A 14,101-nucleotide genomic window follows, 5' to 3' on the forward strand; every position below is an offset into this window, starting at 1 on the left:
GGGTATTCACAGGGCGATCAGCCTGATCGGGCTGCCCTCGGTCACCTTCAGCGCCTTGCACATGGCTGCGTCCAGTGCCACGGGTTGCCCGGCGATGTAATCAAGATCGGCGACGATGGCCCGGTAATCCTTCAAGGACTCGTTGCTCACCAGAAAGCTGCCGCGGGCATCGATCACAGGTCCCGGCCGCGTGATAGCGCACTGGCTGTGGGCGATGGAACGAATGCCCGACGTGCGCGCATACAGGGTCGGGCCTCCATCGAACAAATCGATGTAGCTGTTGGTTTCGAAGCCTTCACGCTCGAGGATATCGAAGGCTTCCTGGCCGTCGGGGTGGATGCTGCCGATACAGTCCTGTGCCGCCTGGGGCAGCATGGGCACGTAAATCGGATACTGCGGCATCAGTTCGGCGAGAAAGGTGCGGCTCTGCAGGCCGCAAAGCCGTTCGGCCTCGACGTAGGGCAAGTCGAAGAAATGCTTGCCCACGGCATCCCAAAATGGCGAGTGGCCTTCATCACTGCTGTAGCCGACGATTTCGGTGATCACCGTTTCGGAAAAACGCCGGGCGTGGGCGGCGATGAACAACAGGCGCGCCCGCGACAGCAGTTCGGAATGCGCGCTGCGCACACGCGCGGCATCGATATGGAAGCCCCGCAGCAGGGTGTGGCCACTGAGGTCGTGGCACAACGACAAGGCCGGTACACCGTGCTCGATGTTCAGTTCCCTCGAGGCACTGGTGAAGTGCCGGTTGCGCAGGCTGTAGAACGGCTCGTTGAACCCCGCCGTAGCGAGGATTTCCGAGCAGCCGACCAGGTGCTGCGTCGTCAGGTCTTCGAGCACAAAGAAATAGTTTTCCGGGCCATGACCCGCGACGTCCTTCTCGAACGACGCACAGGAATCGAGGATTTTTCCGTGTAACCGTTCGCTATCGTCGGGCAGGGATGTAACGCCCACGAGGCTTTCACGAGCCAGCCTTTGTAACTGGGGCAGGTCGGCTGACTCGACTGGACGCAAGACCAGCATGGAGACACTCCTGTATCAAACGATTCGACGGTTTGGGCCGAACCTGACTATCACTGTCGGTTTTTCCACACATTCAACCGGTGGTCGTCTGAACGTTGTCAGGCGCCACTCTTTTTCTTGTCAGATGTTTATTGGAGTGGACCGCATTAAACAAGAAACGGGCGATTCGGCGGCAGGCGATGCCTGGCCAGGTGCGTTGATCGGGTATTCGAGAAAGGGTGTCCGGGCTCCTGCTGGATGAGTGTGGAACATGATTTAACAGTCCGTTGAAAGGAGTATTTAATTATCGCGTCCTGCCTGTCTAGTGAATTTTCGCGTGGTCTGGCCGTGCCCGAAAAAGGGGCGAAGTGCCTGTACCAAGGGACTACGCCGATGTCGTAAAGTCTTGTAGGTGATTGCCTTGATTGCGGTCAGCCATAACAGAAAACCTGGCAGGAAATGACTGAAGGATCCGTTTCAGGCAGAAAAATTAAACACCACCCGGGGCTGCTTTGTTGCGGCACAATTGCCCGATGGCGGTCCCCTGACGCCGTCGTTCCTTTCCATCTTTAGAGTGATTGCTGGTGCAGGCGACCCGTTTAACCCTGATTTGTCATGCTCGAACCGTCGCACAGAAATTGGCGCGTTTTCCATTGGACGAGCCTCTGGAGATGGATTGGCAAGCGCTCAGGCTTTCCCGTGGCAATCAGTTCAAGGGCACTCCACGCCTCGTCTGCGGCCCGGAATTGCGCACCCGGCAAACCGCTGAACTGTTCGGCAGCGCATCGGAGATTGTTGACGCGCTGAAGGACTGCAACTTCGGGCGCTGGGGCGGTGAGCGCATTGGCGATCTGCAAAAAAACGCTTCCGAAGCGCTCCAGCATTGGCTGGGCGACCCGGCTTCGGCACCCCACGGTGGTGAGTCGCTGGTGCAACTGGGCGAGCGCGTGGGCGCGTGGTTGACAACGTTGCAGTCGACGCCAGGGCACATCGTTGCCATTACCCATCCCTTCGTCATCCGCGCCGCACTGACGCAGGTGTTGCAAGGCGCATCGTCCGGCCTGATCGACGTCGAACCCCTGTCGGCGGTCGAGTTGCGGTTCCATGGCCGCTGGCGGCTGCGCTTGCCGGGCACCGGCCCCGAGGACTTGCTGTGATGAAAAAACTCCTGGTCATCGGTATCGGTGCTGGCAATCCCGACTACATCACGATGCAAGCGGTGAAGGCGCTGAATCAGGTCGACGTTTTTTTTCTCATGGACAAGGGCGAGAGCAAAAACACACTCATCGATTTGCGGCGCGAAATCTGTTCACGCTACATCACCGACCACGCTTACCGTTTTGTCGAAGCCCACAGCCCGGAGCGCGAGCGCGGTGAAGTGGACTACAAGACCAGTGTCGACGACCTGAACCTGGCCAGGCAGCAGACCTTCGAACGGCTGATCAACGAGGAATTGTCCGACGGCCAGTGTGGTGGTTTTCTGGTGTGGGGCGATCCGGCGCTGTACGACAGCACCCTGCGCATCTTGCAGGCGATCCAGGTCTGTGGCGCCTGTGCATTCGAATTCGAGGTGATCCCCGGCATTACCAGCGTCCAGGCGTTGGCGGCACAGCACAAGGTGCCGCTCAACCAGATTGGCCGCTCGGTTGAAATCACCACGGGCCGGCGTCTGGCGGCAGGGCAGGTGAGCGATGCCGACAGCCTGGTGGTGATGCTCGATGCTCAGGATGCTTACCGTCAGGTGGTGGATCAGGACACCGAGATTTACTGGGGCGCCTATCTGGGGACGCCGGATCAAATCCTGATCAGCGGCAGGCTCAAGGATGTGGCGGATGAAATCGAACGGGTGCGCAAGGCTGCAAGGCTGGCCAATGGCTGGATCATGGATACCTATTTGTTGCGCAAGCCTTGAGCGCTGAATTGCCCGGTCTGGCGCCTTCGCGAGCAGGCTCGCTCCCACATTATTTGAAATGCAGTTCCCTGTGGGAGCGAGCCTGCTCGCGAAGAGGCCCTCGAGAACACCTCAAAAACCAGCATTGCCCCCACGCCCAAACCGCTCCCGATACACCGACGGCGGCACGCCAACCACCGTTCGAAAGGCCACCCGGAAGCTTTCCACCGAGCGATAACCACAACGTTCGGCTATCTGCTCGGTGTTCTGGTCGCTGCTTTCCAGCAGTTCGCGGGCGCGGCCCAGGCGTTCGTGCTGCAACCAGGTTTTTGGTGACTGGCCACTGGCTTCGGTGAAGCGGCGCAGGAACGTGCGTTCGCTCATGGCAGCTTCGCTGGCCAGGTCGCGCACCTCCAGCGGCTCGTGCAAACGCTCGCGTGCCCACTGCATGACACGGGAAAGATCGCTGCGCGGTGTCGGGCTGACCGGTGTCGGAATGAATTGCGCCTGGCCACCACTGCGTTGCGGGGACATGACCAGGCGTCGGGCCACGGAGTTGGCCACCTGCGTACCGAAATCCCGTGCCACCAGATGCAGGCAGGCATCGATGCCTGCCGCGCTGCCAGCGGAAGTGATCAATTGGCCTGAATCGACATACAGCACGCCCGGGTCCACCAGGATGCCGGGAAACCGCTCGGCCAGTTCCGAGGTATAGCGCCAGTGCGTGGTCGCGCCGCGCCCGTCGAGCAAGCCGGTGGCGGCGAGGACGAAAACACCGGAGCAGATCGACAGCAACCGCGCCCCCCGTGCATGGGCCTGGCGCAGGGCGGCGATCAGCGGCGCGGGTACTGCGGCGCTGCGGTCGCGCCAGCCGGGGATGATGATGGTCCGCGCGTCGGCGAGCATTTCCATGCCGCCATCGGCCAGGACCTGGATGCCACCCATGGCACGCATCGGGCCATGATCGACGGCGACGATACGATGCTCGTACCACGGGAAATCGAATTCCGGGCGTGGCAGGCCGAAGATCTCCACGGCAATGCCGAACTCGAACGTGCAGAGGCCGTCGTAGGCCAGAATCGCAACCATTCCTGGGCTGAGGTGCATTTGGCGGAAAGTTCCCGGTGAGTGTCTTGTGCGCCACTGTAGCGGCAAGTGGCTGGCGGATAAAGTCCTCCTACACCCACCGATTCCTTGGAGTACACAACATGACCAGTCTGGTACGCGAAATTCCCGCCGCCCCATCGGCCATCGCCCTGATGCATTTCAGCAACCGTCTGACGTTCGAAACCGATTGTTCCGACGTCCACGGCAGCCAGCTGGCTGGCGAAGTCGATTTCGTTCTGGTGGATGTTCGTGGCCCGCTGGCGTTCGAACGCGGGCATGTGTCGGGAGCGATCAACATTCCCAGGCGCTTGCTGACCGCCGAAGGTTTGGCCGGGTATCCGAAAAACAGCCTGTTTGTGGTCTATTGCGCGGGGCCTCATTGCAATGGCGCCAACAAGGCTGCAGTGAAACTGGCGGCCCTGGGTTATCCGGTCAAGGAGATGATCGGCGGCGTGACCGGGTGGCTGGATGAAGGGTTTGAATTGAGTGTCGGGGTACAGCGGCAAGCCAGCAGCGTGGTCGGTTGCGAGTGTTGATGTAACCGTAAAAGATCGCAGGCTGCGCCAGCTCCTACATTGGATTGCGGTGCCTGTAGGAGCTGGCGCAGCCTGCGATCTTTTGATCTTTTTTATTGATTTGCGGCCGCCCACCACTCATCCAGTGTCGCTTCCAACCACGCGGCCACCGCTGCATAAGCCTCGGTCTCCTGCTCCCCCCGTGGCAACGGCGACTCATCGCCAAAATGCGCATTGAGCAAGGCCACCGATTCGGCATTCCACTCCGGATGAAACTGCAACCCCAGCCGCGTCGGCCCGGCGCGGTACATCTGCTGTGCGCATAACGCGCTGCTGGCCAGCAGTTGCGCGGCAGGCGGCAGGTCGATGGCGTCTTCGTGCCACTCCAGCGCCTTCAGCGTTTGCCCATCGATAAAGGTTACGCGGGTCCATCCGGTTTCGGTCTGGTCCATCCGCCGTACATTCCCTCCGAGACTCAGCGCCAGCAACTGTGCCCCCAGGCAAATCGCGAATACGGCCCCACCCAGTTCCAGAGTGCCTGCGAGCCATTGCCGTTCGGCTTCCAGCCAGGCCGGACCGGCATTGGATTCGTAAGGCCCACCCAACAGGATCACGGGATCGGCGCTGACGGGCGGCAATTGGCCCAGGTCGGCGCGAAACACCTTCAGCGCCAGCCCTCGGGATTCGGCCCAGATGACGATGGCACCCGGACCTTCGGCGGGGTGGTGCTGGATCAGGTTCAACGTGGGCATTACGCTAGTCTCGATGGGACGCAAGGGCACTCAATGTGCCGTAAAACATCCAGCATCGCCAGTCGTCTCATTCCGTCGGATGCAGCCGCAAACGCTGCAGGTTTGTGCTGAAAACGCGACTTGTCCGACAGACTTTGCCCCGTGATGGCGCGTGCATCTCAATACCTCCATCCTGCCGCCACTTTTCTATAAATATTTGTCGCCTCGGCGTAATTTGCCCTCCGGTAGCCACTCTAGACTGCCGGCCACTTCGGTTCCCGCTCACAAAGCGATAACCGAACGCTGCCAATCGAAGCTGCCAATAAAAGCCTCCGCGCACAGGAGTTATAAATGAAGAAGCTAGTGATGTTCGGTGCCCTGGCACTGTCGATGTTGTCCCTGACCGCCGTGGCCGATGACGCCAAGCCGATCCGCATCGGCATCGAAGCCGGCTACCCGCCATTCTCGATGAAAACCCCTGACGGCAAACTCACCGGTTTCGACGTGGACATCGGCGACGCCCTGTGCGAGCAGATGAAGGTCAAGTGCACCTGGGTCGAGCAAGAGTTCGACGGCCTGATCCCTGCACTGAAGGTCAAGAAAATCGACGCCATCCTGTCGTCCATGACCATCACTGACGATCGCAAGAAGAACGTCGATTTCACCATCAAGTACTACCACACCCCGGCGCGCTTCGTGATGAAGGAAGGCAGCGACGTCAAGGACCCGCTGACCGAACTCAAGGGCAAGAAAGTCGGTGTTCTGCGCGCCAGTACCCACGACCGCTTCGCCACTGAAGTATTGCAACCGGCGGGAATTGTCCTGGTGCGTTACGGCTCCCAGCAGGAAGCCAACCTGGACATGGTCTCCGGCCGCATTGACGCGCTGCTGGCCGATTCGGTCAACCTGGACGACGGTTTCCTGAAAACCGACGCCGGTAAAGGTTTTGCCTTCGTCGGCCCTGAGTACAACGATCCGAAATACTTCGGTGGCGGCGCCGGCATTGCCGTGCGCAAGGGTGATACCGCCCTGGCCGAGAAATTCAACACAGCGATCACCGACATCCGCGCCAATGGCAAGTACAAGCAAGTGCAGGACAAGTACTTCAAGTTTGACGTTTATGGCGAGTAAGCGAGCGGGTTGAAAAAGTGGCAACCGTTGGCGCGGTTGCCATTTTTTTTGTGTTCCTGATTTATCCTGCCTGACACATATCCCAACTGTAGGAGTTTCCCATGCAACGCATCGACCACAAGCTTCCCTGGAGCCACCTGGGCACCGAGCGCACCCTCAGCGTGTTTCGTTATGGCGCGGGCACGCGCAAGGTGTACATCCAGGCCAGCCTGCACGCCGACGAATTGCCGGGCATGCGCACGGCCTGGGAGTTGAAGAAACGCCTGGCCGAACTTGAACAACAGGGACAATTGAACGCTGTGATCGAACTGGTGCCGGTGGCCAATCCCATCGGCCTCGATCAGCACCTGCAAGGCAGCCACATGGGGCGTTTCGAGCTCGGCAGCGGCAAGAACTTCAACCGCTCGTTCGTCGAACTCAGTGCGCCGGTGGCCGGGTTGATCGGTGATCGCCTCGGCAGCGATGCCCAGGCCAACATCGCGCTGATTCGCCAGGCCATGGGCCAGGTCCTCGACGACTTGCCGGCAGCGACATCGCAGCTGGAAGCGATGCACCGTCTGTTGCTGCGCCATGCCTGCGACGCCGACATCACCCTCGACCTGCATTGCGACTTCGATGCGGCGATCCACCTCTACGCGTTGCCGCAGCACTGGCCACAATGGCAATCCCTGGCGGCGCGTTTGAAGGCCAGCGTGGCGCTGTTGTGTGAAGACTCCGGCGGCAGTTCGTTCGATGAGTCCTGTTCTTCGCCATGGTTGCGCCTGGCCAGGGCGTTCCCGGCGGCGGCGATTCCGCCGGCCAACCTGGCGACCACGCTGGAGCTGGGCAGCATGGGCGACACCCGTGTCGACCAGGCCCAGGCCAATTGTGAGGCCATTCTCGGGTTTCTCGCCGAGCAGGGTTTCATCTCCGGCACCTGGCCGGCGGCACCGGCCGAATGCTGTGAAGGCATGCCATTCGAAGGCACCCAATACCTGTTCGCACCGCATCACGGCGTAGTCAGCTTCCTGCGTGAGGCCGGGGAGTGGGTGGAAAAGGGCGATGCGCTGTTCGAGGTGGTCGACCCGTTGAGCGACAAGGTCACCACCGTGCAGGCCGGCACCAGCGGCGTGCTGTTTGCCATCGACCGTGGGCGTTATACCCAGCCGGGGACCTGGCAGGCGAAAGTGGCGGGGCGCGAGCCGATTCGGGTGGGGAAGTTGGTTAACGACTGATCCAGGTACGTCGGTGTCTGTCCTGGCCTCATCGCGAGCAGGCTCGCTCCTACAGTGGAATGCATTTCATCTGTAGGAGTGAGCTTGCTCGCGATGGCGGCATCAGCCACACCCGAGATGTCTCTGCCTACTGACCAGTGTTAGGCTCTTCCCCGAATCCTGCATTCCGTGAAGGAAGACCCATGTTGAAGATTCTCGCGCTGCTTACGCTCCTGGCATCCACTGTCGTCCACGCCCAAACCCCGCTGCAAACCGACTTGCCGCTCAAATACCTGGAACAGGCCAACGCCGATTCGAACCATCAACCTCTGGTGATTTTCCTCCACGGTTACGGCAGTAACGAGCAGGACCTGTTCGATATCAAGGATAATTTGCCCGAGTCCTACACCTACCTGTCGGTACGAGCGCCGATGGTGATGCAGGAGGGCAGTTACCAGTGGTTCCGCAAGAAGGGTGAAGGGGCCTACAACGGCGAGACCGATGATCTGAAGTCCAGCGGCCAGGTAATGCTGGATTTTGTCGCACAGGCCACGAAGAAATATCACACCGAACCCGAGAAGGTGTACCTGGTGGGATTCAGCCAGGGTGCGATCATGTCCTACGAAGTGGGCCTGCGGCATCCCGAGGCGCTCGGCGGGATCGCTGCATTGAGCGGACGGATTCTGCCAGTGCTCAAGTCCGAGCTTGTACCGGATGAAAAACGCCAGTCGCTGGCCATTTTCATCGGTCATGGCGAACAGGACAAACGCCTCCCCTACAGCGATGGCACCGAAGCCAACAGCCTGTTGCAGAGCGTGTCACTCGAACCCGAGTTCCACGGCTACCCCGGTGTCGGTCACAACATCAGCGCCGACGAGATCCAGGATTTGAGCGCCTGGTTGCAGCGTCTCAACCCCTGAGCCTTATTTTCCGCTGACGATCTGTTTGATCAGGGTTTCGTGGGCCGCCATGTCGCCGGGACGGGAAATCACCTGGATCACCGCCATGCGGGTACCGGATGCCGCCATCAGCGTGGTGGTGAGGGTCAGGCCACCGCCCTGAGTGGCAGTGCCGTCGACCTGGCGCAGGCCCAGCCCGGTTGTCCGGGTCAGGGCTTTCTCGCTGAGCTTGTTGTAGTCGGGCAGGGACTTGTGTTGCGCCGCATCGAAATCGGCCACGGTGCCGTCGAGGAACGCGCCGTCGTTGTCCTTGACGTTGATACCGTTGGGCAGGGTGTTTTCAGCAGCGATCACCACGGTCTTGGTGGTTTCATTGCTGTACAGGGTGCCGCTCGCACCCTCCGGGCTGGCCGGCAGTGGGTTGGCGATGAAACCCTTGGGCAGGTTGAAGGTGAACTTGCCGCCGAGCATTGAGACTTTCCGGGCGGGCGCATCGCTGGAAGTGGCCTTGGCGGCCTGCGCATTCAAAGCCCCCAGGCCGGTAGCAGCTGCCAGCAGCAGGACAAGGGCTTTTTTACTCAACAATGACATCGGGATCTCCAGGGATGGGCGCGCGGTGGGGCGCGATCATCCCATGGAGGTTGTGATGCGTTCCAGTGTGCTCTACCGAGCGGTCACCTTGGCCGGGCACCCACCTATGCTGAGGACATCCCGCTGACCCGATGCAGCCTAGCGTTTGATGGCAGCGCCTTCAGTGTGTGTCGTCGGACCGGCCGGCCGCGCCAGCAGGCGTTTGGTCACGCCCAGCATGGCCACCGACACCGCGATGCCCAGCACAAAAGCGTTCATTCCCATCGTCGGCAGGGCCAGCGCCAACACCAGGCAGAAGGCGGCGAACGAGTACATGCCGGTGGCGGTGGCGCGCAGCAACGCGGCGGTAAAGGCCGGGCCACGGGTTTGCTGGGAGAACACCGCCATCACGCTACCCAGTACCGGGAACACCGCCAGCAGGCCGCTCCAGCGGTCGCCGACAGTGCTGGCCAGCAGGGTCACGACTAGCGTGAGCAAAGCACCGGCCAGCATGCGCAGCAGGAGTTTGTCGGATTTCGGCGCCGGGCCATTGAGCACCGGTTGCACGGCGGGGAACAGGTACGGTGCGGCAAGCAGCGCGGTGGCGGCGGCGCACACCGAAAACACCAGGGAGGCCGGGATCAGCGACAGGGCAACCGCCACCAGCGCCCAGACCGACAGCGAGATCACCAGCGCCAGCGGCCATCCGGCCCGTTGTGCGACCTGGGCGTAGGTCACGCAAAACGCAATCATCGCGAACATGGCCGACAGCGCAGCGGTGGCCGATTGCGCAGCGAACGCCTCGCCTTGTTCAAGGGCGAGGAACAACAGAATCGGCCCGACCACCACCGGCAACCCCGATAACCAGCCGGCCACGCTCGGCCCCCAGCGTTTGCCAGCCAGGGAAATCAGTAGCAGGAAGCCTGGAATTACCAGCAGTTTAAGGATCAACACGCGCACGTCTCCGACCTGAGTGAGGTGGCAACGGTAGCATTGCATCGGGTGGATTGCTTTATGTGTGTGCGAATTTTGTATACAAAATTCAAGCCCTTTGGAAATTGTGCGAAAGGTCTTTTGCGCATACGATTTTTTGGGCATCCCGCGATGGGGCCAATCCGTCATGGTTGATTCTGCAGTTTCTGGGGTGACAGATCGGGCCTCATCGCGGTCCACCTGAAAAAACGCAGGCAAAAAAGAACCCGGTGCGACTTGCATCGCACCGGGTGTTTTTCCAGACGGTCACGGATCTTCGTGGGTCCCCGCGCCATCTGTTGAACGCTGTTGGCTTACGCCCGCTCGAGCGCCAGTGCCACGCCCTGACCACCTCCGATACACAGGGTGGCGAGGCCTTTTTTGGCGTCGCGCTTGAGCATTTCATGCAGCAGGGTCACCAGCACGCGGCAACCCGAGGCCCCGATCGGGTGACCCAGGGCAATGGCGCCGCCGTTGACGTTGACCTTGTTCAAATCCCATTCCAGGTCCTTGGCCACCGCCAGGGATTGCGCGGCGAAGGCTTCGTTGGCTTCAACCAGCTCAAGCTGGTCGATGTTCCAGCCGGCCTTGTCCAGGCAGCGGCGCGTGGCCGACACCGGGCCGATGCCCATGATCGCCGGATCGACGCCTGCGTTGGCGTAGGCGGCGATTTTCGCCAGTACCGGCAGGCCGAGGGCCTTGGCCTTTTCAGCGCTCATCAGGATCACGGCCGCGGCACCGTCGTTCAGCGACGAGGCGTTGCCGGCGGTCACCGAACCGTCTTTCTTGAAGGCCGGCTTGAGCTTGCCCAGGGATTCGGCGGTGGTGCCGGCCCGTGGCTGCTCGTCGGTGGCGAAGGACAGCGGATCGCCCTTGCGCTGCGGGATCAGGATCGGGGTGATTTCATCGACGAAGCGCCCGGCTTCGATGGCGGCCACGGCTTTCTGTTGCGAGGCGGCGGCGAACGCGTCCTGCTGCTCGCGAGTCAGGCTGTACTTCTCGGCCAGGTTCTCGGCGGTGATGCCCATGTGGAAATCGTTGAACGCATCCCACAGGCCATCGCTGATCATGGTGTCGACGATTTGCGCGTGGCCCATGCGCAGGCCGGTGCGGGCGCCGGGCATGACGTAGTTGGCCAGGCTCATGTTTTCCTGGCCACCGGCGATGATCACCTCGGCATCGCCGCAGCGAATCGCCTGGGCACCCAGGTGCAGGGCCTTGAGGCCCGAACCGCAGACCTTGTTCAGGGTCATGGCCGGCACGGCGAAGGGCAGGCCGGCCTTGATCGCGGCCTGGCGTGCAGGGTTTTGCCCGGCGCCGGCGGTCAACACCTGGCCCATGATCACTTCATCGACTTGCGCAGGATCCAGGCCGGTTTGCGCCAGCAACTGGCGGATCACCGCAGCACCCAGGTCAACCGCGGACACATTGGCCAGGGATCCCTGGAAGCTGCCGATCGCGGTGCGCGTGGCGGCAACAATGACGACTTCTTGCATGGAATGATTCCTCACTGGGCAGCGAACTGCATTTCCGGCACGTGGTCCGGCACGATCAGTTTACCGGCAGTCTTGGCAACGATCTCTTCGACGCTGACACCCGGTGCACGCTCTTTCAAAATGAACGCGCCGTTTTCGATTTCCAGGTAAGCCAGGTCAGTCAGTACGCGCTTGATGCACCCGGCGCCGGTCAGCGGCAGGCTGCATTGGGACAACAGCTTGGACTCACCATCCTTGGATGCGTGGGTCATGATGACGATGATGTTGTCGGCACCGGCTACCAGGTCCATCGCGCCGCCCATGCCCTTGACCAGTTTGCCGGGGATCATCCACGAGGCGATGTTGCCTTGCACGTCCACCTCAAAGGCGCCCAACACGGTCAGGTCGACATGACCACCGCGGATCATCGCGAAGGATTCGGCGGAGGAGAAAATCGATGCGCCGGTACGCGCGGTCACGGTTTGCTTGCCGGCGTTGATCATGTCGGCATCGATGGTTTCTTCAGTAGGAAAAGGACCCATGCCCAGCAGGCCGTTTTCCGATTGCAGCATGACTTCCATGCCTTCGGGGATGTAGTTGGCGACCAGGGTCGGAATGCCGATACCCAGGTTCACGTAGAAGCCGTCCTGCATTTCGCGGGCGACGCGCTGAGCCATTTGTTCGCGGGAAAGTGCCATTGTCGTTATTCCTTCATTCGGTCCGGGGGCAGGGGATCACTTACGCACGGTGCGCTGTTCGATGCGCTTCTCGAACGTGCCGCAGATGATCCGGTCGACGTAGATGCCAGGGGTGTGGATCTGCGCCGGGTCCAGCTCGCCGGGTTCGACGATTTCTTCGACTTCGACCACGGTGATCTTGCCGGCGGTGGCGGCCAGCGGGTTGAAGTTCTGGGCCGTGTGGCGATAGATCACGTTACCGAAATGGTCGGCTTTCCAGCCTTTGACGATGGCGAAGTCGCCGGTGATGGACTCTTCCATCAGGTACTTGCGGCCATGGAATTCGCGGACTTCCTTGCCGTCGGCGACAGGCGTGCCAACGCCGGTAGCGGTGAAGAAGGCCGGGATGCCGGCACCGCCTGCGCGCATTTTTTCAGCGAGGGTGCCTTGCGGGGTCAGGGTGACTTCGATTTCGCCGTTGAGCAGTTGCTCTTCGAACAGCTTGTTTTCGCCGACGTAGGACGCCACCACTTTGCTGATCTGGCGGTCGGTCAGCAGTACGCCGAGGCCGAAACCGTCGACGCCGCAGTTGTTGGAAACCACGGTGAGGTCGCGAGTACCTTTGCGCTTGATCTCGTTGATCAGGTTTTCCGGGATCCCGCACAGGCCGAAGCCGCCGGCGATCACGGTCATGCCGTCTTCAAGACCTGCCAACGCTTCCTCGTAGGAACTCACGCGCTTGTCGAAACCTGCCATATGCACCTCTTTTATTCTTTGTGGGCGGCTGGCTAGCCGAATGGAATGGAGTGTCTCGCTGGAGTATTCATTTGTTAAGTTGTTTTTTAAGGTTGATTAATAGATAAAACTCAACAATATGTAGGGGCTGCCGAAGGCTGCGCTCTTTTGGATCAAGATCAAAAGATCGCAGCCTTCGGCAGCTCCTACAATACCCGGGAGAAATCGAGTATGACCGTCAAGCAGATCCGCGCCTTTCTGGCCGTGGCCCAGAGCCTGAGCTTTGCCGTGGCCTGCGAACGCCTGCACCTGTCGCAATCGGCCCTGAGCCTGACCATCAAGGCGCTGGAGGAGGGCCTGGGCGGGCGCTTGTTCACCCGCACAACGCGCAACGTGGCGCTCACCGCCGAAGGCGAATCCCTGGTGCCGCTGGCGCGCCGGCTGATCGCCGACTGGGACAATGTCGAGGATGAACTGCGTCAACGCTTCACCCTGCAGCGCGGTCGCGTGACTCTGGCGGCGATGCCGTCGTTCGCTGGCAACCTGCTGCCGCCGATCCTCAAGACATTCCGCGCCCGTTATCCGAACGTCAACGTGACGGTCAATGACGTGATCAACGAGCAGGTGCTGGAAATGGTCCGTGACCGCCAGGTGGAACTGGGGGTGGCGTTCGAGCCGACCATGAGTTCGTCGCTGCAATTCACGCCGTTGTACATCGACCGATTTGTCGCAGTAGTGCCCCTGGATTCGGCACTGGCCGAACTCGATGACATCGACTGGCAAACCCTGCTCAAGGAACCGTTCATTACCTTGCAGCGACCGTCCACCGTGCGGGTCATGCTTGAAGAGCATTTGCAGGCCCGCGGCATGAAACTGCCGGTGGAGTTTGAAAGCCATCAACTGGCGACGGTCGGGCGCATGGTCGCCAGTGGCTTGGGCGTGAGCGCGGTGCCGGCCTTGTGTGCCGGGCAGATGCGTGAGCTGGGGGCGCGTTGCATCACTTTGCGTGACCCGGTGGTGGAGCGGGCGCTGGGGGTGTTGACGTTGCCCGGGGGAGAGCTGTCGGCGGCGGCGCAGGCGTTGTTTGATGTGCTGAAGGAGGAAAACCTGGGGCAGCGAGTTGCCATGAGCTGAACACAATCTCCCTGTAGGAGTGAGCCTGCTCGCGATGGCGCAGTGTCAGTCGACAACGATGTTGTATGT

Annotated in this window: 15 protein-coding genes; 7 read left to right on the plus strand and 8 right to left on the minus strand. The window is 61.0% G+C overall.

From position 1 onward, the window contains the following. Window positions 1-6: 6 nt before the first annotated feature. A complete protein-coding gene (locus KGA83_RS15480; protein WP_223530095.1) occupies window positions 7-1,023 on the minus strand; it encodes an arginine N-succinyltransferase in 1,017 nt (338 codons plus the stop codon). Window positions 1,024-1,586: 563 nt separating this feature from the next. Between KGA83_RS15480 and KGA83_RS15485 the strand changes: the two genes are divergently transcribed. Beyond that, a complete protein-coding gene (locus KGA83_RS15485; protein ID WP_223530096.1) occupies window positions 1,587-2,159 on the plus strand; it encodes a histidine phosphatase family protein in 573 nt (190 codons plus the stop codon). After that, window positions 2,159-2,914 carry a precorrin-6A synthase (deacetylating) gene (gene cobF / locus KGA83_RS15490; RefSeq protein ID WP_223530097.1) on the plus strand — a complete coding sequence of 252 codons (756 nt, stop codon included), beginning with the start codon at window positions 2,159-2,161 and terminating at the stop codon, window positions 2,912-2,914. The genes KGA83_RS15485 and cobF overlap by 1 nt, the downstream gene beginning before the upstream one ends. Window positions 2,915-3,025: 111 nt before the next feature. On the opposite strand, the gene ftrA is transcribed toward cobF, so the two are convergent. Next, a complete protein-coding gene (gene ftrA / locus KGA83_RS15495) occupies window positions 3,026-4,000 on the minus strand; it encodes a transcriptional regulator FtrA (protein WP_223530099.1) in 975 nt (324 codons plus the stop codon). 101 nt (window positions 4,001-4,101) lie between these two features. On the opposite strand from ftrA, the gene KGA83_RS15500 reads away from it, so the two are divergent. Next, window positions 4,102-4,536 carry a rhodanese-like domain-containing protein gene (locus KGA83_RS15500; RefSeq protein ID WP_108219693.1) on the plus strand — a complete coding sequence of 145 codons (435 nt, stop codon included), beginning with the start codon at window positions 4,102-4,104 and terminating at the stop codon, window positions 4,534-4,536. Between the two features lie 92 nt (window positions 4,537-4,628). Here KGA83_RS15500 and KGA83_RS15505 read toward each other — a convergent pair whose 3' ends face one another. Beyond that, window positions 4,629-5,267, minus strand: a complete 639-nt coding sequence (locus KGA83_RS15505) for a type 1 glutamine amidotransferase (RefSeq protein WP_223530101.1) — start codon at window positions 5,265-5,267, stop codon at window positions 4,629-4,631. Window positions 5,268-5,597: 330 nt separating this feature from the next. On the opposite strand from KGA83_RS15505, the gene KGA83_RS15510 reads away from it, so the two are divergent. The 3 genes from KGA83_RS15510 (at window position 5,598) to KGA83_RS15520 (ending at window position 8,490) form a co-directional block, all read left to right on the plus strand. Then, on the plus strand, window positions 5,598-6,377 hold the full coding sequence (locus KGA83_RS15510) for an ABC transporter substrate-binding protein (RefSeq protein ID WP_223530103.1): 780 nt from the start codon (window positions 5,598-5,600) through the stop codon (window positions 6,375-6,377). Between the two features lie 101 nt (window positions 6,378-6,478). Further along, on the plus strand, window positions 6,479-7,591 hold the full coding sequence (locus KGA83_RS15515) for a succinylglutamate desuccinylase/aspartoacylase family protein (RefSeq protein ID WP_223530105.1): 1,113 nt from the start codon (window positions 6,479-6,481) through the stop codon (window positions 7,589-7,591). 182 nt (window positions 7,592-7,773) lie between these two features. Next, window positions 7,774-8,490, plus strand: coding sequence for an alpha/beta hydrolase (locus KGA83_RS15520; protein ID WP_223530107.1), 717 nt, complete (start codon window positions 7,774-7,776; stop codon window positions 8,488-8,490). Between the two features lie 3 nt (window positions 8,491-8,493). Here the strand turns inward: KGA83_RS15520 and KGA83_RS15525 are convergent, their stop codons facing one another. The 5 genes from KGA83_RS15525 to KGA83_RS15545 all read right to left on the minus strand — a co-directional run bounded on the left by KGA83_RS15525 (window position 8,494) and on the right by KGA83_RS15545 (window position 12,919). Further along, window positions 8,494-9,060 (minus strand): hypothetical protein, encoded by a 567-nt coding sequence (locus KGA83_RS15525; RefSeq protein WP_223530109.1) that lies wholly within the window; start codon window positions 9,058-9,060, stop codon window positions 8,494-8,496. A 138-nt stretch (window positions 9,061-9,198) separates the two neighbouring features. Further along, window positions 9,199-9,993 carry a hypothetical protein gene (locus KGA83_RS15530; RefSeq protein ID WP_223530110.1) on the minus strand — a complete coding sequence of 265 codons (795 nt, stop codon included), beginning with the start codon at window positions 9,991-9,993 and terminating at the stop codon, window positions 9,199-9,201. A gap of 332 nt (window positions 9,994-10,325) precedes the next feature. Next, complete coding sequence (locus tag KGA83_RS15535) at window positions 10,326-11,507, minus strand: acetyl-CoA C-acetyltransferase (RefSeq protein WP_108219699.1); 1,182 nt, start codon at window positions 11,505-11,507, stop codon at window positions 10,326-10,328. A gap of 11 nt (window positions 11,508-11,518) precedes the next feature. Further along, window positions 11,519-12,184, minus strand: a complete 666-nt coding sequence (locus KGA83_RS15540; protein WP_008026717.1) for a CoA transferase subunit B — start codon at window positions 12,182-12,184, stop codon at window positions 11,519-11,521. A 36-nt stretch (window positions 12,185-12,220) separates the two neighbouring features. Then, entirely contained in the window at window positions 12,221-12,919 is a 699-nt protein-coding gene (locus tag KGA83_RS15545) for a CoA transferase subunit A (RefSeq protein ID WP_108219700.1), read from the minus strand. Between the two features lie 210 nt (window positions 12,920-13,129). Between KGA83_RS15545 and KGA83_RS15550 the strand changes: the two genes are divergently transcribed. After that, window positions 13,130-14,032: a LysR family transcriptional regulator gene (locus KGA83_RS15550; RefSeq protein ID WP_108219701.1), complete on the plus strand. Its 903-nt coding sequence runs from the start codon at window positions 13,130-13,132 to the stop codon at window positions 14,030-14,032. The last annotated feature ends 69 nt before the right edge of the window (window positions 14,033-14,101 follow it).

It is taken from the genome of Pseudomonas sp. GL-R-19 (assembly GCF_019956375.1).
In the GTDB taxonomy this organism is placed as follows: domain Bacteria; phylum Pseudomonadota; class Gammaproteobacteria; order Pseudomonadales; family Pseudomonadaceae; genus Aquipseudomonas.